The following is a 21,966-nucleotide window of genomic DNA, read 5'->3' as shown; positions in this document are numbered from 1 at the left end:
CAACCTCCGCAATCCCGGGGATTTGGCGTAGCGGCGTCGACGTCATCGGCGTATAGGAAGACCTCGCCGTTCGGCTCGATCGATGCGCGGGATGAGCGATTCGATCCGCGGTGCGGTGTCGAGGGTGATGTCGCCGAAGTGGACCTCGACGTCGCGGGGCGCCGGAGACGGGTGGAATCTTCCCTGTTGATCGAGGCCGCCAGGGACGCCGACCGATGCGGCGTCAGGTTCGTCGTGGTTGCCGGTCACCGTGTCGTGCTGTGCTCGATCAAGGCCACCCGACTGGACGAGGCGTTCGATATCTACCCGACGTCGACCAAGCGTTGCCACCGTGTCCGCCACAGCACCGACGGCGGCACGACAGAACCGCACCCGAGAGCGTTCAACCGTCTGCAGCCGGGTAGCCCTGTCGATCTGCCATACCCGTGGAGGCTGCGACCTTGGTGCCGAGACGAGCAGTTCGCCATGCATGCGGCGGTAGCCCCGGTGGGGTTGTCCTGTGCCAGGCGCAGTACCGGGAGCCGATTGAGTGGACGGTTCGTGGTCGGCCGGGCCGCTTGAGACAGGATCTGACCGCGTGAAGCACCAGCCACCTCGACAGACCCGCTCTCGCCGCATGGCCGAATCGGGCAGCGGATTCCCACAGGCGGGTGTGTCAGGCGGTGCGGACGGTGATGATCTGGTCGAGACCGCCGAGGCGCAGGGCTTTGGCGATGTTGGCGGGCACAGCGGTGACAGTGAGGGTGCCGCCGTGGGCGTGCAGGCACCGCCAGATCCAGATCCCGAGCAGCGCGCTCATCCCCGAGGAGTCGCAGAACGCGACGCCGGAGAAGTCCAGCGTCAGGTGCGCTGCGTTCCGTTGGCCACCCACAGGCCGGGCCGGGCAGCAGGGCCGAGCAGCGGGTGGCCGTCGAGCCCGATGGGGCGGTTGCCGTGGTGGAGCCGGTGCAGCGGCGCCGTGGCGAGTCCGTGGTGGAGTTGGCCGAGTGCCGCGTCCAGCAGGAAGCGGAGGCCGCCCGCGGTGGGGTCCGCGCCGGGCGTGAGAGCGGGCGCGGCGGAGGCTCCGACGTGCCAGGCGCCGTCGGCTTGGGGAACGGCGTGCAGGCCGCAGGCGTAGGCGCGGTTGGGTGTCCGCAGGACCGCGGGAAGTGGGACGGGGCGCGGGCGGTGACGGCGGTGCCGTGCACCGCCAGCACCGGCATCACGGTGAGGTCCGGGTCCAGCGCGCGCAGCACCGGGCTGGTCCAGGCGCCGGCCGCGACGACCGCTGTGGGGGCGGCGTGCGTCCCGTCGGTGCTGTGCACGGCGTAGCCGGACGCTGTGGCGGCCAGACGTCCACCGAGGACGCCGGGTCGTGCCGGGGAGCGCGTCCAGCGCCGCGTCGAGGGTGGCCAGCCAGCGCCGCGCGTCCAGGAAGCCTTCCGCGGGCAGGTGCAGCGCCCGCAACGCGCGGTCGTTGTCCAGCGGTCGGTAGCCGGGATGTCCGCGGGGTCGACGTGCTCGACCGGCAGCCCGTGCCGGTCCCCGGCGACCTGCACGGCGGTGTAAGCGCGTTCGTCCAGTGGGGCGGAGACGGCGTTGAGAAGCATGAACGTCCCCTGGCCGTACCCGTCCTCGGCGGGAGCCGCGGCGGCTGCGCGCTCACGAACGCCCGCGCGCCACGAGGGCCAGCGAGCGGCTGCTTCGACGGCCATCCGCAGCCTCAGGTCACCGTGCGGCCTGGTCGACGACGCGTCGGTGACCTCACCCAGCACACCCAGCATCGCGCCGGCCGCGGTCGACGCCGCCGGCCCCGCGAGGCCGCACAGGGCAACCCGGACCCCGGCGCCCTCCGACGCGCCCTCCGACGCCAGGGCGTAGGCGATCGAACGCCCGAGCACCCCGTCACCGACGACCAGGACGTCCACGTCGAACCGGCTGTGTCCCATCACGAACCGCAGTCTGCCGGGTAGGGCCGATCCGCACCTGTCGGAAGGCGTCCGGGCCGTGTGGTTCCGGTCGGAGGTGCTGCTCGCGCGGTCTTCAGTGGCCGGTGCGGGGGCTGATGAGCGCGCCGTGGTGGAAGCCCAGGCGGGGGTCGGACCAGGGTCGCAGGCCGTCGACGTGGTCGTGCAGGTCGGGCATCTTGACGCGTAGCCGGACGGTGCAGGCGGGGTAGTCGTAGACGGGGATGGTGTTGAGGCCGCGGTTGGCGGTGAACAGCAGGGTCTGGTCGGCGGAGAGTTGGCAGGCGTAGACGCCGTCGATGAGGGTGCCGCGGCTGACGCGCAGGGCGGCGAGGAAGTGCTTGGTGCTGGCCAGGGCGGAGCCCCTGGTGAGGACATCGAGGACCTGACGTGCGGCCTGGCGCCCGGCCTTGACCTGGTCGCGCAGGTCGGGGCGTTCGTCGATGATCCGGTAGGAGGAGAAGTCGGCCAGGTCGATCAGGACGACGGTGTTGCTGCCGCCGGTGCAGTAGATGAGTTCGCGGTCGGAGAGGCAGACGTCGGAGTTGATGTGGGCGGGGATGTCGCCTGCGGCGCTCCAGTGCCGCAGGACCTGCCCCGAGTCGGCGTCGATCTCGAAGACGTACTCCTTGAAGTAGGCCATCGCCCATTCGTGCCAGTCGCGGCCCTCTTGGGGGACGACGCGGAAGGACAGGGCGTAGAAGCGGTCCTCGGTGGGGTGGGTGGCGACGTGCCAGCAGGTCGCGGGCAGCTCGATCACCCGGTGCGTTCGGCGTTCCAGGTCGAAGATGCCGACCTCGCACGCCTCACCGCGACGGGGGTGGTCCATACCGCCGTAGACGAGGTGGCGGCCCGAGGCGGTGCGCTTGATCGCGTGGGGGAGCTTCAGGCCGTGGGCGCCGATGTTCTCGGCGGCGGTCAGCCGGTTGACGTCGAACTTCCAGAACGACTCTCCGATGGCGGTGATGCCCGTGGAGCTGTCCAGCCACACGGCGTGCGTGCTGCCCTTGATCGAGGAGTCGGTCGGTTCGAAGCGCAGCGTGGAGACCCGTTCAGTCTCCTCGGGCCGTGCGGTGTCGTAGAACGCCAGGTGCTGGCCGGTGTTGCCGAGGAACCCGGTGCGTCGATCGGGGCTGAGGCTGATGGCGTGGCCGCCGGCGAGTCCGTCGTAGTACTGGATCCGGGTGGTGTGGCGTCCGCTGACCGGGTCGTAGTGGAACACGCAGACCCCGGCACGGCCTTCCAAGCCATTGAGCCCGTTGCCGTCCAGGGCGATGTGGAAGGCGTAGGGGTAGCCGTCGGGACTCGATCTGTCACCGGCTTCCTCGATCGGGTTCATGTCTTGAGCGAATCACGCCTGACTCGGGCGGGCCACGTATCGATCGGGTGACAGGTGCAAGGGGAGCGTGGTCATCGGGTGAGCACGTAGCCGTCGCCGGGGCGGTGGTCGCGGGAGCGGCGGAGGTCGGTGACGGCGAAGGTGCGTTGGACCCAGCGGTCGGCTCCGTCGTAGCGGGGGCGGAAGGGGGTTCGGCCGTGGACGGTGACCCGGTTGTCGATGACGGCCAGGTCGCCGGGGGTGAGCCGGGTGGTGCGGGCGGCGGTGTCGAAGGCGCGGGCGAGTTCGGCCAGCGCCGCTTCGGCCCGCGGGGTCGCCGGGGTGGTGGCGATCTGGGCCATGCGCATGTCCGGGTCGTCCACCGCGCCGAACAGCAGCGGCTGCGGTGCGCGGGCGGTGTCGTCGACGCCGAAGGAGGGTGGTGGTCGGAGGATGAACTCGGGCGTGAACAGTGCGTCGCGGGTGGCTTCGGGCAGCAGCGGCAGCACCTCGCGCAGGCACGCGGTGCGCAGCCCGGCGGTGCGGTCGTGGTCGGCGCGCAGGCACAGCAGCAGCACGTGGTCGGGTTCGTGGGGGTGGAAGGCGTTCTCGTTGTGGAAGGTCAGCAGCGCCGATCCGGCGTTGCCGGAGAAGTTCTCCCTGCCGGGCACGGGGACCACGTCCTGCACGAGGGCACCGAATTTCTCGGCCAGGTACGCGGCGGGGTCGCCGAGCCCGCAGGCCACCATGGTCAGCACCGCCGCCGCGACGGTGGGCTCGCGCTGCACCGACTCCGGCCTCGACGGCGTGGCCGGTAGCGCGGCTTCGTCCACGGGCAGTCCTCGGATCACCAGCACCCCGTGCGGGCCGGAGTGCCGCCGGAACCGGCGGACCCCGCGGCGCAACGCGAGCGGCAGCTCGTCCCAGGCGTCGCGGGCGCGGTCGATCCACTCTGGCGCGTCCACGGGGTGTCGATCGGAGCACAGGGTTTGGGCGACGCGGTCGACCTCGGCGGTGTCGGACGGTGTCAGCTCCAGGTCGGCGGTGGCGGTCAGCTCGGGCATCGGCGTTCACTCCTGGTTCCGGCGCCTGGTGGGGATCAGTGCCGCAGGGCGGCGACGGCTTCGGCGATGTAGTGGTCGCCGAAGCGGATCAGCGGCGCGTACTGCGCCGCCCGTCGGTGGCGCATCAGGCGCAGTTCGCCCACGGCGTTGTCCGGGCCGTCGGGTAGCTGGGCGATCGAGCGTTGCAGGCGCACCATCGAGTAGGCGAGCGTGACGTGCCGTTCACTGTCGATCAAGTCGGCTTCGAGCAACGCGTCCCGTGCGGCGGCGAGTTCCGGGTCGCGGGCGGCCAACTGTCCGTAGGTGTCGGGAACGACCGCGAGCAGGTCCTTCATCGCCGTGCGGAAGGTCTTGTAGCCGCGGTGCTGCCGCCCGCTCAACGGACGCGCCACCTCGGGCGGCTGCATGGAGGGGCGGACCGCGGCGGTGTAGTACTCGACCGGGATCGTGCTCGCGTGGGTCATGGCCGCGGGGAAGCCGCGCACGAACGTGGTGGCGTGGCCCAGTCGCTGCAGCGCGGCCCGGACCGCACCGCGGCGCAGGTGGTGCGCGGCGTCGGTCACCGCGACCGCCGCGCAGACGTTGAACAGCACGTGCACCTGGTGCCCGACGATCCACCGGGCGGTCCACCGCTCTTCCAGCGACGCCTCGTCGCCCGCCCGTGCGGTGGGGAACGGCTCGTCGGGAGGACCGTCCTGGCTGTCGGCCCCGGTCAGGTCGAGCACGGCCTGCGCCATGCCCGCGACTTCGACCGCCAGATCGGCGCCCGACAGCGGCGCCTCGCACAGGTCCCGCAGACCTCGCTGCACGATGGCGGCGCCGTGCCAGGCGGCCTGGTGGTCGGACAGGTCCACCTCGCGCACGCGGAAGAACGACTGGCTGGTCGACTCGGCCGGGTTGTCCTCGCCGACCACGGCCGCGCCTCGCGCGGACAGCGCCGCCACCAGCCCGTCCGCGACCGCCGAAGCCCGCCTCAGGGCAGCCGTGCGCTCGACGGGGCCGGCGTGCGTCGGCACCGCGGCCAGCGCCGCCGCTGTTCGTCGCGCGCCGATTCGTGCGAGGAGATCGAGGTCCGGGACGGTCCCGTCGGGGCGCGGGTCCCTGAACACGGCGACAGGCGGATACCGGGCGGCCGTTGGTGGGTCCACGACCTCGAGTATCCCGACCTGCGAATCCTTTGGGGCCGCCCGATCGGGTATCCCACCTGCCGCCACACCGGCATCCTGCGGCAAGCCCGGGATGACAGTGAGTCACCACTCCGGTCGAAGGTTGTGCAGGGTGCGGTAGTCGGTCTTGCCGTTGGGCGTGAGGGGGAGTTGTGGAGTCGTTGTATCCGGTGGGGCTGCATGTAGTCGGGCAACTGCTCGTGCCGAACCCGGCCACGGCACCCGTGGTGAAGCTGATCTTCTCGTTACGCCTGGCGGGCACAGTGCCGCGGGCATCGCCCGTCACCTCAACGAGCAGGCCGTGCCCAGCCCCGCGGGTGCGGACACGGAACGCGACAGGGCTCGGGTGGATGCCGAATGGTCGCTGCGCACCGTGGTGGAGATCCTGGGCAATCCCCGCTACACCGGCCGCCAGGTGTGGAACCGCACCAGCGCCGACCGCGCCACCCGCTCGCCGAGCGGCCGACGGACCAGCGTCCGCAACGAGCAGCACGCGTGGGCGATCTCGGCCCGTATCGCCCACGTGCCGCTGGTGTCCGAGCAGGACTTCGTCGCCGCCCAGACCGTCCAAGCCGCCCGGCACAGCACCGGCCAGGCTGTCGACGCTGATGGCGGCGAGTGCGTCTACCTGTTGGCGGGCCGGCTTCAGTGCGGGTTGTGCGGGCGGAAGATGGATTCGCGCCGCTCCCACGGCCGGGCTGCCTACCGCTGCCGTCACGGTCGCACCAGCGCCCATACCCGACCGGAGAGTGCGCCCGGCAACCTGTACTTGCGCGAGGACCACGTGCTCGCCCGCATCGCCGCACACCTCACCACTACGGGCATCGCCGACAACCCCGACGCCGAGCAGACCGCACGACTGGTCGACGAACTCTGGCTCGTCTTCCGCTGCGACGCCACCCGCGTCGCACTCCTCGAACGCGGTGCCATCACATCAGCGCGCACACCACGCAAACGCCTGCCCGGCAGCCCGGCGACGACACGCTCCGGAACGGAGACGACCAGCTCCTGCTGGTCTTGACCTATGCGACAGCCGAGGAGACGGACCGGCCCGACGCACCTGCGGACCGGGGTGACGCACCGGCTGGTCAAACCCACCCCGCGCGGCAGCCTCTCCGGCCGCCGCCCCCGCCCGCAACGTCACGCAGTGCCACAGCGGCGACACCGGCAACGCAGACAGGACGCCGCTATCTTCGCCAGGCGGTCGCGGGACACCTCCCGGACCGGGCGTGACGATCACCCGCCGAGCGGACGCCACTACAACCACAGTCGACAGGCCCCGGCACGAAGAGCCGGACGTCGCCCACTGGTCATGCCCTCACGCCAGCAGACACCCCACGAGCAGCAGTCAGCAAGTAGGCTTCGAGCGAGGTCGGGAAACACAAAGCCCCACGAGGCTCCCAATTGACCTGGAAGTATCTCGCGGGGCAAATTATGTGTCCGAGAAATTTCCACTCCGGCTTTCGCTCAACGAAATCTACAGCTGTGCGGTGGCGATCGTCGCGCACCTGATCGCGGGCGCGATCGGAAATCCCTTGACCAGCGGCCCGACCACGCCCTCCCGGCGGGGTGGCCAGTGCGATGCGTACGACGGTGGCCTGCCGGTGCGCCGGCAGTTTCACCCGGCAGCGCGCGGCCTGGCACGACCACAGCACCACAGCCACGAGGATGACGATCCCATCGAGCACCGGAACGGACCGTCCTCATCACGTCGCGTGCGGAGGGGCCTGCCCTCGGCCGACGCGAGTGGCGACGCTATCACCGGTGCGGGCCCGGCACGTCGCACCGGGTCGTCCACAGTGGTCCGACGGCCGGGTGGTCGCCGTTCACGTGGTGCGCGGCTCCTCGGCCTCGTGCCGGCCGAGCGAGGGCTCAGCGGTGCGCCGTTGCCGCAGCAGGGTGGCGACCAGGGCGAGGACGGCACCGCCGACCGCGTAGCCGGCCAGCACCCACAGCGGCCCGGTGGTCGCGTGCCCCTCGAAGTAGACGGTGTTGCGGATCGCGGTGGTCGCGGCACCCGGCGGAAGCCAGGGACCGATGGCGCGCCAGAACGGAGGCAGCAGCGGTGCCGGGTAGGCGCCGCCCGCGCTGGGGTTGCCGAGGATGACGAAGGCCAGGATGGTGACCCCGATCCCGGCGATGCCCAGCAGGACCTGGAAGGCGACGGTGGCGGCGCCCGCGGCGAAGACGACGAGCGCGCCGATGGCCCACAGCTGTCCGTGGTGGCCGGGCAGCGCGTCCAGGACGGGGCCGACGATGAGCGCGCCGCCCAGGCCGGAGGCCACCGCGTAGAGGGCGAGCGCGCCCAGCCGGATGAGGGTGCGCCGGGTGTTGGCGAGGCGGGCGCCGCCTGCGATGCCGAGGATGGCGGCGACCAGGTAGCCGCCGATGATCCAGCCCAGGGCCAGGTAGAACGAGGACAGGCCGCGGCCGTCGCCGGCGGCGGGCGGGAGGATGTCCTCGACGGTGACCTCGCGGTTCCGCGCGGACTCGACGCGCTGGGCGATCTGGGCCGCGGTGTCGGACACGGCGGGGCCGCTGGCGGAGGCCACCAGCAGGGTGTCGGTGGTACCGCCTGTGTCGACGAGGACGGCCGCGTCGACGGTGCGGTCCAGCACCAGTGCGCGGGCCTGGTCCGCGTTGTCCGCAGTGCGGGCCCGGATGGGTTCGCCGTCGAGTTCGTCGAGCTGCCGGACCAATTGGTCGGCCACGGCGGCGGGCGCGACGACCGCGACCGGGATGCGGTGCGGCGTGGGGGCGTGGAACGCGCCGATGTAGGACAGCACAAAACCCAGTTGCAGCGCCAGGACACCCAGGACCAACAGCATCGCGCGCACGCTGAGCGCGTCGCGCAGCTCGGTGGCGAACCGCGACCGTCCGCGGTTCGCGGCCCCGGTGTCCGCGGTCGGTGCTGCGTGGCTCATCGGGCGCTGGTCCTCCGCGGTGCCGCACGGTCGAGACGAGTGGCTGGAGTGGACACCCGACCCTATCCGGCACACCGGCGCCGGGGCCGTCCGTGGCGGGCGAGCTTCACCCGGAGGAGTGGCGATTCGGCCGGGACGTGCCCGGACCGACGCCCTCGCCTCGTCCGGTCAACGGCGGCGTACGCGACCGCCGCGCCGAACTACAACCGCTTTCCCTGCACCTGGACGGGAATGGGCCTCTGGAGGATTTGCCAGCTCCGGGCAGTCACAATCGCGGGCTTGCAGCGACCCTGCCGGACGTCGGGCTGCTCACTCGCGCCTGTCGCGGTTGAATGCGCGAACGACGCCCTCGTCGTGTGGTTCCGCGGACCCGCAGGAGTAGGTGTGGTGAGGTCCGTTGATGGCCACCTGCTTCGCCGGACCCTCGAGGTCCGGTCGACACCCCGTTCCCCCAAAGTGATCGTTGCCAGGCCCAGTCTCGGATTTCCTCGCATGTGATGACGGTGGCCGAGGTGGTCGTCACAGCGAGCGCGGGGTCACCGCAGTGGCCGGTGCGGCTGCCACCGCAGCAACCGCCGCGAAGGCTGCAAGGCGCGCACCCAACCATCGTGCTACGTCGGACTTGGACATGTGAACCACTCCTGCCAGGGGTCTGGGCCGCGACGTGGCTGGCCCGTATCGCTGTGCCGGCGTCCATACCGCTATACCCCGTCCCTTCACCGGTCACCGGAAGGTAATCACTTTCTGCTCAAGAAGTCTCGGGAGTCCTACCGCAACAGGGTAAGTGTGCGGGAGTTCCGGGTGACGAGTCCGCCATCCGGATCCGTCGTCGTGGCGTGTCGGTCACAACGGCCGCTCCGCTGGTCGATGCCGAACAGCTCCCACGGCTCCACGTGTTGGATGATCTCGTCCGGTGCGATCGTGCAGATGTCCGGTGCCCAGGCGAGGATCCGCCCGCCTTGCGGGGCGGCGATGTCGAACCGCCGATCTCAGGGCCGTGTTCGGGTGCCGATCCGAGGTCGTGCTGCCCGAGGGCTACACGCTCGCCGTGCACGGCCCGGACGGCTACTACAAGAGGTTCACCGGAGGAAACCGCCGTGGCGTCGTTGATGGCCTGGTACAAGAGGGGCGAGGAGCCGACCCCCATCACGAGCGCGGCCGATCTCGACGCGCTGCTGCAACGCATGGCCGCCGACTTCGCCGCCCAGGACGGCCCGGTCCCTCCGATGGTCGAACTGGCCCGCCCCGACCCGTGGGCCGAGGGCTGGGTGGCTGTCCGGCTGGGCATCGCCCCCGACCGCGGCTTCATCGCCCACGCCGACGCCACCGGCTCCTACATCACCACCAACGGCGGCGACCCGGACGGCGAACCGATCCTCTACGACCACCAGGCCCACGCCCGGGAGTGGCCCTCCGACGCTGAGCTGCCGCTGGCCGATGTGATCAAAGCCGCCCATGACCTTATCGCCGGCGACGGTGACCGGTCATCGGCGGTCACCTGGCGACCCTGGGGAACCTGACTACGAAGCCGATCTCGGTTTGCTTACCGAGCATGATCCGGCAGTTCAGCGCAGAGTTCCTGCCTCATGGGGCTGGGACTACTGGAATCCGGCGAGGAACGCGCTGATAGGTGGCTCGAACGCGGTAGCGAGGTCCTCGGCGGTGCGCAGGTCGTCCGACATGGCGGTGGTGGCGAGCCTGCTGTGGGGCAGCGTCGCGGCTACGGCTTCGGCGATCGCCGTGGGATGGCGTTGATCAATGCCGGGGATCACGAGCGTCAGGGTGGTCATGTCGGCAAGTTCGGTGACAGAGCGCAGCAGGCGGTCGTGGCCGATGGCGGCGGCTGCGGCGATGCTGTCGGGGTTCGAGCGGGGGATGGCGTCGGCGACCAGAGTGCTGATGACGGGCGCGAGGGTGGGGAGGATCGGGGTCCACGCCGCCTGGATGCCATGGGTGCGTACTCGCGCGGCGAAGGCGTCGAGGAAGTCGACCTCCGCTGCCTTGGCGCGGTCGTCTTCGACGTCCTCGACGCTGATCAGCACGGCGGCGCGGACGCGCGAGGGGTGTCGGAGGCAGGTGCGCAGGGTGATGCTGGAACCCAGGCCGGTGCCGCCCAGGACGGTGGTCTCGACTTCGAGGTGGTCCAGTAGCGCGACGACGTCGTCGGCGTAGTTGTCCCAGGTGTGCCTGCCGGGGTCGGTGCACACCGATCGGCCGTAGCCGCGCACGTCGGGCAGTACCAGCGTGTACCGGTCGGCCAGGGATCTGCCCAGCGGTAGAAGGCTGTGGTGGTCGGGCCCGCCGCCGTGCAGGAGCACGACGGGCGGGCCGTCACCGAGGGAGGCCGCGTGCAGCGCGCAGCCGTCCCCGCCGCGGTAGGTGAAGTGCTCGGGTGGGTGGGTCATCGACTCAGTGGTGGTAGGCGTGCACGACGGCGTGGCCGCTGCCGCGTCCGATGAGCCACTTGTTCACCGGCACGGTGACCACGAAGGCGACTGCGAGGGCGAATGCGAGAGCCCCCCAGAACAGCCAGGATGACAAACCGGCCTCCATCGCGCCGGGGACGGTGAGCATCACGGCGTTGTCGATGACCTCCATGACGGCGATCGAGATGGTGTCGGCGGCCAGTGCCACCTTCAGCGCGCGCCGGAAACCGACACCGGCCTTGAGGACCCCGCGCATGGTCAGGGCGTAGCCGAAGACGAACGCCAGTCCGACCGCCAGCACGACGGTGGCGAGGTTGCCCCAGCCCAGCGCAGTACCGATGATCATGCCCAGGACCTCGCCGATGGCGCAGCCGGTGAGGCAGTGCAGGGTGGCCGAGGCGGCCATGCCCCAGCTCGCGCCGGGCTGATGCTTGTGATGGGTGTCGTGCTGCTCGTGGGTGCCGTGTCCGCGGTGGTGCTCAGTGTGTTCGGCGTCCATCGTCAACTCCTTCCGGATGTACCCCTAGGGGGTATTCGGACGATAGCACAGGCGTGGGTCGCGAGCTGGATGTACGAGCGAGGTCCATCGCCCGATGCCGAGCTTCGGGCTTGTTCCCCGAGGTGGCCTTCGATGGCATCCACGCGAGCGATGCACCCGCCTATACCTTGACGCCGTTGCCACGAGCGCTCTTCCACTGTGGAGAACCGATGGCATGCCACGCGAGTCTCAGCCCAGGAAGTGCTCCAACACCAGTCTGCGGCTTGCCTCCACGTGCGCCATCGCGAGGTTGCGTGCTGCGGGAGCGTCGCGGCGCAGGAGCGCGTCATACAGGACGGTGTGCTCATGAGTGTGATCAGGGGGGAGACCTCGACTGCCGATGCTGACGAACAGCAGTCGCTGCATCTCGTCGAGCAGACCCTCGATGGCATGGGCAAGTCGATCGTTGCCGGACGCATGGGCTATGCGTACGTGGAACTCGCGGTTGGTGGTGAGGAACTGCCGGCGGGCTTCGGTGTCGTCTTGGGTGTAGGTCGCCTGCACGGGCGGGGCCAGTGCTTCCAGCGTTTCAAGTGGTGCGCGTCGAGCCGCGAGGTCCACGGCGGCGGGTTCCAGCAGCAGCCTCATCTCGAACAGGTCGCGCACTCCCGCGAGGGTGATGGCGGTGACCCGGTAGCCCAGCCTGGGACGTACCTCGATGAAGCCTTCCTGCACGAGGCGCCGCAGCGCCTCGCGGATCGGTGAGCGGCCGAAACCGGTGAACTGGGCGAGCCGGGCCTCGCGCAGCTCTTCACCGGGACGGAGGCAGCCGGTCAGCACTTGCTCTTTGAGGTGCCGGTACGCCGCGTCGGTCACGCTCCCGGTCTGCGGTTCCGGTTCAGGACGATCCAGCACAAGGGATCAACTCCTTCCTCCGATACCCCAGTGATCATGGGCGTAGTGGCCTGCCCGGCTGATCATCAGGTGGGGTCGGCCGCCTTCGGCACCTTCCGGCGCAGGTTGCGATGACGTGATGGCCCAGGGGCGGACTGGACGATCCACGGGCCGTCGGTCGAGGGATCGAGAACGCCTTGCTCCAACCACGTGTGCTGCTCGTCCAGCACCCGGCGTGCGATCACGCGGTCGTGATCGTCGGTATTGGAGGCCAGCCGGTCGAACAGCTCCTGCACGCGTCGGGTGGCCTGACGGCAGAACGCGTCCGCGAGTTCCACGGCGGCCTCACCGAGGTCGTCACGAGCCTTGGCGTACACGCACGCGGCACTCATCGCGTACAGCTCGGCGACGATGTCGACCAGCCGTCCGACGTGGAGTTGGTGCTCCTCGAACTCCTCGCCCCACCGTGCCAAGCCGTCGGTGAGGCGCTGGGCGACCTTGTGCGCGGCCTGCTCGACGAACAACAGGTGCGGGACCAGCGGCCCATAGTGCGCCAGGCCGGTCGACGTGCTGTCGCCGGGGCCGTCCCACCGGTACTCGGAGAGGATCTCGTGGGCGAGGAACACGCGCAGCACCTCGCTGGAGCCGTCGAAGATGCGGCCGACGCGCAGGTCGCGCAGCAGTTGCTCGACCGGCACACCGCGCTCACCGCGCGCCGCGGCGGACTCGGCCGTCTCGTAACCACGCCCACCGCGGACCTGCACCAGCTCGTCGGCGATCAGCCACGCCTTCTCCGTGGCGTACAGCTTGGCCAGCTCCGCGTCGATCCGCGTGTCGACCTGCCCGTCATCGGCGTGGCGCCCGGTCACCTCGACGATGGCCTCCAGCGCGAAGGCGGTGGCGGCGATGAACGCGATCTTGCCCGCCACGGCCTCGTGCTCGCCGATGGGGCGGCCCCACTGCACCCGGGCCTTGGACCACTCGCGGGCGATCTTCAGGCTCCACTTCGCGGCGGCGGCGCACACCGCGGGCAGGGACAGCCGACCGGTGTCCTGGGCGGCGAGGGCGATCTCCAGTCCTTCCCCTTCACCACCGATCCGGTTGCCGGCGGGCACGACCACCTCGTGCAGCCGGATGACGCCGTTCTCGACGCCGCGCAGGCCCAGGAAGGCGTTGCGGTGCTCGATCGTGACACCGGGGGAGTCGGCCTCGACCACGAACGCGGTCATGCCGCCCGCGTGGTCCTCCGTGTCGGGGACCTGAGCCAGCACGACCAGCAGGTCGGCGAGCACACCGTTGGTGGCCCACGACTTCACGCCGTTGAGGACGTAGGTGTCGCCGTGGGGGACGGCGGTGGTGTGGATCCGGTAGGGGTCGTTGCCGATGTCCGGCTCGGTGAGGGCGAACGCGGAGATCTCCCGGACGCACCGGGGCAGGAACTCCTGCTTCTGCTCCTCGGTGCCGAACAGGGCGATCGGCTGCGGCAGCCCGATGGCCTGGTGCGCGGCCAGCAGCTCGCTCAACGCGGGGTGCACGCTGCTGGCCAGCATCAGCGCCCGGTGGTAGCACACGCCGGGCAGCCCCAGGCCGCCGTAGGCGCGCGGGATCTTGATCGCGAACGCGCCGAGGTCGCGCAGGCCGGTGATCACCTCGTCGGGGAGGTGGTCGTCCCGCTCGATCGCCGGGGCGTCGATGTGGGTGAGGAACTCGCGCAGGCGTTCCAGGAACGCCTCGCTCTCCTCGTCCAAGCGCTGTCCGACGCCCGGAGGCAGGGTCAGGAGGTCGATCCGCGCGCTGCCCCGGAACAACTCGCGCCCGAAGCTCGGTTTCCGGCTCGTTCCACCGGATGCCTGTAGATCGACGGCCTCGTCCAACTGCTCGGTGCTCAAGGAGCCGCTCCTTCAGGACGCCGGGGTGGCGCGGATGATCGACAACGGCCCCGCGGCGGCGTGGGCGACCGACTCGACCGTGAACCCGGTGTCGGCGAGCATGGTCCGGAAGTCGCTCTCGGTCCGCTCCCGACCGCCGGAGGTGACCATCATGTTCACGTCGGTGTAGAACATGATCCGCGTCTCGGCGGACACCGTCTCGGCGGACGCGGTCTCGGGAAGCACCGAGCCGATGATCAGCAGGGTGGCGGTGTCGGGCATGTGGGCCCGGCAGGTGCGCAGGATCGCGCGCGCCGGTTCGTCGTCCCAGTCCTGGAACACGCTCTTGATGATGTACAGGTCACCGTCGGCGGGCACGGACTGGAAGAAGTCGCCGGCGACGACCTCGCACCGGTCGGCGACGCCGGCCGCACCGAGCACCTCGGCCGCTTGGGCCACACCGCTGGGGCTGTCGACGACCGTGCCGCGCAGGTGCGGGTTGGCGCCCAGGATCGCGGCCAGCAGGGTGCCGTCGCCGCCACCGAGGTCCACGACGTGCTCGACCCCGGAGAAGTCGTGGGCGGCGGCGATCCGGTCGGCCGAGATGCGGGACTCCTGGCCCATCGCCTCGTTGAACAGCGCGCTCAGCTCGGGGTGTTCGGCCAGGTAGCCGTAGATGTCCTTGCCGTGCACGTGGGCGAACGACGGTTCGCCGGTGCGCACGACGCGGCCGAGCTCCTGCCAGGCCGTGAACAGCGTCGGGTCGCAGAACATCCTGGTGAACGCGTGCAGCGAGTCCGGCGAGTCGGTGCGCAGCTGGGCGCCGACCTCGGTCAGGCCGAAGCGCCCCGGCTCGGGCTCGGTGGTGACACCGGCCGCGGCGAGCGTGCGCAGCAGGCGGTGCAGCGACGGCTCGTGCGTGCCGGTGGCCGCGGCCAGCTCGGTGCTGGTGCGCGTGCTGTCACCGATGTGGTCGGCGAGCTTCAGCTCGGCGGCCAAGCCCAGCGCGTGAGCGGTCATGTAACCGCCGATCAGCTCGATCAGCGCGGCACGGTCACCGGCCTTCTTGTCAGTGCTCGCGGGTGCTGTGCTGGTCATCTCCAACGCCTTCCGTTGCTGGTGGTCTGTCAGGGACGGGTCAGCCGGTGCCGGACCCAGACGTTCGGCTCCACGTACGCGGCGTGGTCGTGCTCGACGCTGACCATCACCGGGCTGAGCGCGCCGGGGACCACGAGAGGGCCGCTGCGGTCGAACGGCAGGCCGGTCCAGGCACGCCACTGCGCGAGGCTGCCACCGATGGTCATCGACGCGGGGCACACCTTGACGATCTCGGCGCCTTCCCTCACGTGCACGCGCAGCCAGGGGTCCGCGGGCAGCCCGTCGGGTCGGGTGCGCGCGGCGTACTCGGCCATGGTCACGTGCGGCTCGGTGTGCTTGTGGCTGGGGCGCACGGCGACGACGACGTCGTTGTAGCCCTCCCGGCGTGCTCGTTCCTTCAGGGCGGCGAGCGTGCGGCCGGAGAGGTTCTGTGCCCGCTTGCCGGGCACCACGGCGACTTCGAGCGCGCAGAGCGTGTTCAGGTGCGCGCCCGCGTAGGTGTCGGTCATGCTCTGCCGCAGCGCCTCGTCCCACCCGGTGTCGGGCAGGCTGCCGGGGTCTCCGTCCCACGCGAAGGGCACGCTCGCGGCCCGGGCCACGACCTCGCCGTCGTCGAGCACGACGAGCTGGTGGCGCGCGTGGCGATCGAACGCCCAGTCGACGAGCACCGGGTCCGGACGGATGTACTCGGGCCAGGCCGCCTCCATGGTCAGCATGGCCTCTTCCAGGTCGGGGCGTTCGGCGAGACTGACCACCTGCAGGTCCACCAGGGTGGACATGGCTACCTCCGAGGGTTGCGTCAGGCCGCCAGCCGCGCGGCCGGCAGCGCGTCGGTGGACAGGACGACGGGGTCTCCGGCGTGTTCGCGCAGCAGAGCGAGGTAATCCGCTCGCGGGATCGGCGCCGCGCCCAAGAGGCGGGCATGGGCGCCGTCGTGCTGGACGTCCACGGCGATCCCACCGGCATCGGCGAGCCGCCGCATCAGGTCGAACACGGCGACCTTGCCCGCGCCACTGCGACGGGTGAACTGGGAGTCGGCGCTGAACACGCCGCCGACCAGCACGCCGAACGTGCCGCCGACGAGCTGTTCGCCCTCCCACACCTCGACGCTGTGCGCGTGCCCTGCCTCGTGCAGCCCGATCACGCCGTTCACCAGGTCGTCGGTCAGCCACTGCGACTCGCGGTCCGCGCGGCACTGCTCCACGACGCGCTCGAAGGCGCGGTCGAGCGTGGTGGTCCACACGACTTTGTTGCGCAGCTGTTGGCGCAGGCTCCGCTGGATCCGGGCCCGGGCGGCGAAGATCACCGGTCGGGGATCGGGTGAGCACCAGGCCACCGAGTACGGGTCACCGCCGTTGAAGACCTGGACGAGGCCGGCGGCCACGTCGGCTTCGCTGACGACCTCATGGACGAAGCGTTGTTCCGGCGACGAGGCGGGGAACGGGAACAGACCGTGCCGGTAGGCGTCGAACAAGGCCGCTGGGGACAGCTCGTCGCGGAATGCGACCGGTCCCTCGGAAGGGGCGCCGGCCAGGTCCAGCAGTCCCCACGTGGTGGCGTGGTGGGTCGGTAATCGGTTCGTCATCGCGCTCACAGGAACTCCACGGAAGTCAGGTAGCGGAGGTAGCGGTCGAGCATCGCGGTGTCGACCGGCGGGATCTCGATGCCGCTGCCACGCAGCCTGTTCTCGACGTTGGTGCGGGTGAACTCGGGAAAGGTCGTTTCCAAGTACATTTCGGCGACGCTCATCGCGCCTGTCGCGCACCGGTCGATGAACAGCGGGGCGAACGGGGTCATCGGGTGGTCGGGCCGTTCCACGGCCAGCTCCACCATGCGTTCGACCCACTCGCTCCAGGACACCTCGCGCACCTCGTGGCCGTGGGCGCGCAACCGCTCCACGAGGTCACCGATGTAGGCCTTGTTCGGGTTGGTCAGGTGGTAGACCTCGCCTGCCGGCAGCGCCGAGCGGGCGATGTGCACGACGGCGGCGGCGAAGCGGTCCACCGGCGTGTAGTCCAACGGCAGCGCGGCGATCGGCGCGACGCCGGTGTCCACGACGAACTTCTTCATCGCGCACATCTCGGTGGAGGTGTTCCACGCGCCGGTCACGCAGTCCCCGGAGATGTCCGCGGCGCGGTAGATCGCCACGGGCAGTCCCTGCTTCGCCGCGTTCTTCAGCAGCGCCTCGGCGACCCACTTGCTCTCCACGTAGCCCACGGACAGGTGGTCGGCATGGTCGGCGGAAGTGTCCTCGGTGACGTGGTGGACGCCCGCGGTGCCGAAACCGGACACCACGGCCATCGTGGAGGTGTAGTGCACCGGGATGTTGCGGTACCGGCCTGCCAACCGGACGACCTCACGGGTGCCGCCGACGTTGGCCGGGCGCATGTGCGAGTAGGGGTAGATGAAGTTCACCAGCCCGCCGGGGTGGTGGACCACGTCGACCGTGCGGGCCAGGGTGTCGAAGTGCTCCTCGGACAGGCCGAACAGCGGTTGGTCGAGGTCTCCGACGACCGGCACGATCCGTCCGGCCGCGCGGTGCTCGTCGAGGTCGTCGCGGAAGTAGTGCACCGCGTTGTGCTGGATGCGGCGCAGGGCGTGCTCGTCGTCCTTCGCGCGCACCAGGCAGTGCACCATCGCGTCGGTGGTGGTGAGCAGTTCGCGCAGCAGGTAGATGCCCAGGAAGCCGCTGACGCCGGTGAGGAAGACGTGCCCCGGGTCCTGCCAGCGGGGCGGGTCGGTGACCGTGCGCTGGATCGGCACCTCGACCTGCGACTCGGCGGCGAAGTCGACCTGCTTGCGCGTGTCGTCACCCGCGAGCGTGCCGGCGCGGGCGTCTTGGACCGCCTGGGCGAAGCCGCGCAGGGTGGCGTCCTCCAGCAGCAGGCGGATCAGCGGTCGTACTTGGGTGATCTGCACGCCGAACGTGGCACGCACCTTCGCCAGCAGTTCGGCGGCGAGGATCGAGTTGCCGCCCAGCTCGAAGAAGTTGCTCTCCGGGCCGACCTCCTCGGCGCCGAGGACCTGGCACCACAGCTTGGCGATGCCGTGCTCGGTCGCCCCGGCGGTGGAGCCGGCGCCCCTCGACGTCGGCGCGTCCGGCACGGGCTCGGGCAGGGCGTCGAGGTCGATCTTCCCGTTGGTCTTGACCGGCATCTCGGCCAGCTCCACGAAGGCCGTCGGCACCATGAAGCCGGGTAGGAGACCGGACGCGAAGGTCCTCAACTCCTCGGCCGTGGGGGAGTGCGCGGTGTTGCCCGGCACGGTGTAGTGGGCGATGAGCTGCGCCTGCCCGTTGTGCTCGTGTGCGGTCACGGCGACGTCCTCGACCAGGTCGTGCCCGGCCAGCACCGCCTCGACCTCCGCCGGTTCCACCCGGAAGCCGCGGATCTTGAGCTGTCGGTCGGTGCGGCCGAGGATCTCCAGCTCGCCCGTCGCCGTCCACGCGCCGAGGTCGCCGGTGCGGAACATGCGCGCTCCCGGTTCCTCGGCGAGCGGGTCGGGCAGGAACCGGGCCCGGTGCGGGGCCTCCTCGACCAGGTAGCCGTAGGCGACACCCGGACCACCGAGGTAGACCTCGCCCCGCTCACCGGGAACGACCGGTCGCAGGTCTTCGTCCAGGACGTGCACCACGGTGCCGGGCAGCGGGCGTCCGACCGGTGCGTTGCCCAGCGCGGGCAGCACGTCCTCGGTGACTTCCGCGGTGCAGGAGGTGACGGTGGTTTCGGTCAACCCGTAGGCGTTGACCAGCCGCGTGTCGGGCATCAGCCGCAGTGCGGTGCGGCAGTCCTCGGCGCGTACCGCCTCGCCGCCCACGATCGCCAGCCGCACCGGCAGGTCGACCGGTTTCCCGGCGTGCTCGGACAGGAAACCGCGCCAGTAGGCGGGGGTGAGGTCCATGACCGTGATGCCGTGCCCGACCACCCGGTCCGCGAACTCGCTGGGAGCCCACGTCGTCTCCGGCAGGACGAGCGTCGCGCCGCCGGTCAGGGCGACCAGGATCTGCTCGATCGAGGTGTCGAAGGACAGGGAGGCGAACTGGAGCACCCGGTCGGCAGGGGTGATCCCGTAGAGCGGACCGAGCTGTCCGAGCAGGTAGCTCAACGACCGGTGCTGGACCACCACGCCCTTGGGCACGCCGGTGGAGCCGGAGGTGTAGATGACGTACGCGGTGTCCGAGGGATCCACCGTCACCTCGGGCGGCGAGGTCGCGGTGCCGGAGTCGGCGGTGGCCACGCTGACGGGAAGGTCGGTGAAGCGGCCGGGCTCGTCGGTGATGACGACCTGGCAGCCGGTCTCCTTGATGAAGGTCTCCAGCCGGCCGACCGGCACACCGCGCTCGACCGGGAGGTACGCCGCGCCGGCCTTCCACGTGGCGAGCAGCGCGACGATCGCGTCGACGGAGCGCTCCAGGTGGACCACGACCACCGATCGACGGTCCACCCCGCTGTCCCGGAGGTGGTTGGCCAGCCCGTTGGCCCGTGCGTCGAGTTCCGCGTAGTCGATTCGCGCGTTCCCGCACACGACGGCGGTGTGGTGCGGTCGGGTGACGGCGTGCCTGGCGACGAGGTGGTGAACCGGTAATTCCCGGTGAACGTTCATCAAGTCCCCTCAGCGTGGAGCCCGACGAGACAAGCGCTCGAATGGCGGCCTGCCGTCAAGCGTGTTCGTTGACACCCTGAAGACGTCCGTTCCACGCGGCCCGGGCGCGACTGCGGCACCGAACCCGCTGGGTTGAGCTCTGCACGTGGATCACGGACGTCCCGGGCGACGTCTGGTCTTCGTGGCTGTGCTCGGTGGCCTCGATTCCGCAAGTAAACGACGATTAGCGGAAGGGCTTTGGTGAAATTTCACCACCGACATTACGGGTGGAACCGGACATCGTCAAGTGGAAGGGGATGCCTTTGTTGTCCTGGAAATGGGCATGACAAATTTCCCGACGCCGTCCGATGTGCGCGGGAAAGGAATTCGGTGTTCTCCTGGACCGCGTCCCGGTGCGGCTGGGGACCGCACCGGGACGCGAGGACCTACTGCGCGTTCGCCTCGGTCTGAGCCTGGTCCGTCGAAGCCGCACCGGTCGGCGGCACGTGCTTCAACCGCGTCGCGGCGATCACGGCGGCGACCGCCGCGATCACCGCCGCGACGATGGCGGCGAGGTTCAGACCGCTGGTGAACGCGGCGCGTGCAGCGTCCAGCAAGGACGAGGCGGCGTCGCCGGGCAGTTGGCCCGCCGCGGCCACCGCGCCGTCGATGCTGTCCCGCGCGGCCGAACTCGCCTCGGCCGGCAGATCCGCCGGAAGCGTGCCGTCGATCTCGTTGCGGTAGGTCGCCACGCCGACGCTGCCGACGAGCGCGACCCCCAGCGAGATGCCCAGGTCGTTCGCGGTGGTGCTCAGGCCCGACGCCGCGCCTGCCTTCTCCGGCGGGACGGAACCGACGACGAGGTCGGTCGTCAGCGCCATGGACGGTGCGACCGCCGGGTACAGCACGATGAAGCCCGCGATCAGCAGCGGCAGCCCGGACGCGCTGTCGACCTGGGTCAGCATCCCGTAGCCGATCACCTGGATGGCCAGACCGGCGGCGATGACGTAGCCGGGACGCACCTTGCGGGCGATGATCGGCGAGGACGTCGCCACCACGATCAGGATCAACGCCGCGGGCAGGATCGCCAGACCCGTCTGCAGCGGCGACAACCCGGCGACCAGCTGCAGGTACTGCGTGAACATCAGGTACGTGCCGCCCAGCGCGGTGGCGGAGAGGATGAACACGGCCAGTGCGCCGCTGACGGTGCGGTTGGCGAACAGCCGCACGTCCAGCAGCGGGTGCTCGGCCTTGAGCTGGCGCAGCGTGAACCACACACCGAACAGCAGACCCGCTGCGATGGTCACCAGCGCCACCACCAGGGCGTCGTCCTTCGCCAACGCCTTCACGCCGTAGACGAACGGCAGCAGCGTCGCCAGCAGCAGCACCGCGCTGACCAGGTCGAGACGACCTGCGCCCGTGTCGCGGTGCTCGGGCAGCAGGAACGGCGCGCCGATCACGACCAGGGCCATGATCGGAACGGCGACCAGGAAGGTCGCGCGCCAGGAGAACGCCTCCAGCAGCAGGCCGCTCAGCAGCGGTCCGAGTGCGACACCGGCGGAGATGCCGGCCGCCCACGCGCCGATCGCGACACCGCGCTGCTTGGCGTCCTGGAACGTGGCGAAGATCAGGCCCAGCGTGGCGGGCATCTGGATCGCCGCCGCCAGACCCAGGACCGCGCGCCATACGATCATCAGTGCCGGGTCGTCGGTGAACGCGGCCACCACCGACACGACGCCGAAGATCGCCGCGCCGAGGATGAGCATCCGACGTCGGCCGATCCGGTCGCCGAGGGTGCCCATCGTCACCAGGAACCCGGCCATCATGAAGCCGTAGATGTCCAGGATCCACAGCATCTGCGTGCTGCTGGGAGCCAGGTCCGCGGCGATGTGCGGGATCGCCAGGAACAGGATCGTGAGCATCATGAACAAGAGCAGGGAAGGAAGGACCAGCAGGACCAGTCCTAACCACTCCCGGCGTCCGGCCTTCGGGGCGGACGTGCTGTTCGCAGAGGACATGGTGTTTCCCTTCGCGGCGTGATCGTCGCGGTCGTCGCCCAGGTCGGCGACCGACGTCCTTCGATTCGACTACCCGATCGGCCGGTGTGGTACACATACCCAGCCCGGGTACGGGTACAACTTATACCGCTAGGGGGTATGGGTAGCAAGTCGAGAGGAGTGCTCGGGTTTGACAGGGCTCCAGG

At 70.4% G+C, this 21,966-nt stretch carries 17 protein-coding genes and 1 pseudogene; 2 read left to right on the top strand and 16 right to left on the bottom strand.

Annotated elements, in window-relative coordinates; all coding sequences use genetic code 11:
- Positions 1-42: 42 nt before the first annotated feature.
- From ACQPYE_RS27365 to ACQPYE_RS27340, 6 genes and pseudogenes are all read right to left on the bottom strand, one after another.
- Complete coding sequence (locus ACQPYE_RS27365; protein WP_498715418.1) at positions 43-342, bottom strand: hypothetical protein; 300 nt, start codon at positions 340-342, stop codon at positions 43-45.
- Positions 343-655: 313 nt separating this feature from the next.
- On the bottom strand, positions 656-871 hold the full coding sequence (locus ACQPYE_RS27360) for an STAS domain-containing protein (RefSeq protein ID WP_498715416.1): 216 nt from the start codon (positions 869-871) through the stop codon (positions 656-658).
- Between the two features lie 298 nt (positions 872-1,169).
- A pseudogene (locus ACQPYE_RS27355) lies at positions 1,170-1,928 on the bottom strand (FAD-dependent oxidoreductase); the annotation flags it as partial.
- A 94-nt stretch (positions 1,929-2,022) separates the two neighbouring features.
- Positions 2,023-3,285 (bottom strand): hypothetical protein, encoded by a 1,263-nt coding sequence (locus ACQPYE_RS27350; RefSeq protein ID WP_498715414.1) that lies wholly within the window; start codon positions 3,283-3,285, stop codon positions 2,023-2,025.
- A 71-nt stretch (positions 3,286-3,356) separates the two neighbouring features.
- The gene (locus ACQPYE_RS27345) at positions 3,357-4,328 is read right to left on the bottom strand and encodes a TauD/TfdA family dioxygenase (RefSeq protein ID WP_498715413.1); all 972 of its coding nucleotides are present in this window, start codon (positions 4,326-4,328) and stop codon (positions 3,357-3,359) included.
- Positions 4,329-4,363: 35 nt separating this feature from the next.
- A complete protein-coding gene (locus ACQPYE_RS27340; RefSeq protein ID WP_498715412.1) occupies positions 4,364-5,437 on the bottom strand; it encodes a 3-methyl-L-tyrosine peroxygenase-related protein in 1,074 nt (357 codons plus the stop codon).
- A gap of 196 nt (positions 5,438-5,633) precedes the next feature.
- Here ACQPYE_RS27340 and ACQPYE_RS27335 point away from each other — a divergent pair, with 196 nt between their 5' ends.
- Positions 5,634-6,515: a recombinase family protein gene (locus ACQPYE_RS27335; protein WP_498722999.1), complete on the top strand. Its 882-nt coding sequence runs from the start codon at positions 5,634-5,636 to the stop codon at positions 6,513-6,515.
- 805 nt (positions 6,516-7,320) lie between these two features.
- Here the strand turns inward: ACQPYE_RS27335 and ACQPYE_RS27330 are convergent.
- Positions 7,321-8,418 (bottom strand): ABC transporter permease, encoded by a 1,098-nt coding sequence (locus ACQPYE_RS27330; RefSeq protein WP_498715411.1) that lies wholly within the window; start codon positions 8,416-8,418, stop codon positions 7,321-7,323.
- A 1,097-nt stretch (positions 8,419-9,515) separates the two neighbouring features.
- On the opposite strand from ACQPYE_RS27330, the gene ACQPYE_RS27325 reads away from it, so the two are divergent.
- Entirely contained in the window at positions 9,516-9,938 is a 423-nt protein-coding gene (locus ACQPYE_RS27325; protein WP_498715409.1) for an Imm1 family immunity protein, read from the top strand.
- 78 nt (positions 9,939-10,016) lie between these two features.
- Here ACQPYE_RS27325 and ACQPYE_RS27320 read toward each other — a convergent pair whose 3' ends face one another.
- From ACQPYE_RS27320 to ACQPYE_RS27280, 9 genes are all read right to left on the bottom strand, one after another.
- Positions 10,017-10,823, bottom strand: a complete 807-nt coding sequence (locus ACQPYE_RS27320; protein WP_498715407.1) for an alpha/beta fold hydrolase — start codon at positions 10,821-10,823, stop codon at positions 10,017-10,019.
- Between the two features lie 4 nt (positions 10,824-10,827).
- The gene (locus ACQPYE_RS27315; RefSeq protein WP_498715406.1) at positions 10,828-11,343 is read right to left on the bottom strand and encodes a DUF4396 domain-containing protein; all 516 of its coding nucleotides are present in this window, start codon (positions 11,341-11,343) and stop codon (positions 10,828-10,830) included.
- 228 nt (positions 11,344-11,571) lie between these two features.
- Complete coding sequence (locus ACQPYE_RS27310; RefSeq protein WP_498715405.1) at positions 11,572-12,198, bottom strand: GntR family transcriptional regulator; 627 nt, start codon at positions 12,196-12,198, stop codon at positions 11,572-11,574.
- Positions 12,199-12,302: 104 nt separating this feature from the next.
- Entirely contained in the window at positions 12,303-14,105 is a 1,803-nt protein-coding gene (locus tag ACQPYE_RS27305; RefSeq protein WP_498715403.1) for an acyl-CoA dehydrogenase family protein, read from the bottom strand.
- Positions 14,106-14,117: 12 nt separating this feature from the next.
- Positions 14,118-15,182 carry a methyltransferase gene (locus ACQPYE_RS27300; RefSeq protein WP_498715401.1) on the bottom strand — a complete coding sequence of 355 codons (1,065 nt, stop codon included), beginning with the start codon at positions 15,180-15,182 and terminating at the stop codon, positions 14,118-14,120.
- A 29-nt stretch (positions 15,183-15,211) separates the two neighbouring features.
- Positions 15,212-15,961 carry an N-acetyltransferase gene (locus ACQPYE_RS27295; RefSeq protein ID WP_498715399.1) on the bottom strand — a complete coding sequence of 250 codons (750 nt, stop codon included), beginning with the start codon at positions 15,959-15,961 and terminating at the stop codon, positions 15,212-15,214.
- 20 nt (positions 15,962-15,981) lie between these two features.
- A complete protein-coding gene (locus ACQPYE_RS27290; protein ID WP_498722998.1) occupies positions 15,982-16,767 on the bottom strand; it encodes a leucyl/phenylalanyl-tRNA--protein transferase in 786 nt (261 codons plus the stop codon).
- Between the two features lie 5 nt (positions 16,768-16,772).
- Complete coding sequence (locus ACQPYE_RS27285) at positions 16,773-19,784, bottom strand: non-ribosomal peptide synthetase family protein (protein WP_498715397.1); 3,012 nt, start codon at positions 19,782-19,784, stop codon at positions 16,773-16,775.
- A 425-nt stretch (positions 19,785-20,209) separates the two neighbouring features.
- Complete coding sequence (locus tag ACQPYE_RS27280) at positions 20,210-21,781, bottom strand: MFS transporter (RefSeq protein WP_498715395.1); 1,572 nt, start codon at positions 21,779-21,781, stop codon at positions 20,210-20,212.
- Between the last annotated feature and the right edge of the window lie 185 nt (positions 21,782-21,966).

It is taken from the genome of Actinosynnema sp. CA-299493 (assembly GCF_050946825.1).
Classification (GTDB): Bacteria; Actinomycetota; Actinomycetes; order Mycobacteriales; family Pseudonocardiaceae; genus Actinosynnema.
The sequence above is the reverse complement of the archived record's forward strand: the minus strand, read 5'-3'. Positions and strand labels throughout refer to the sequence as shown.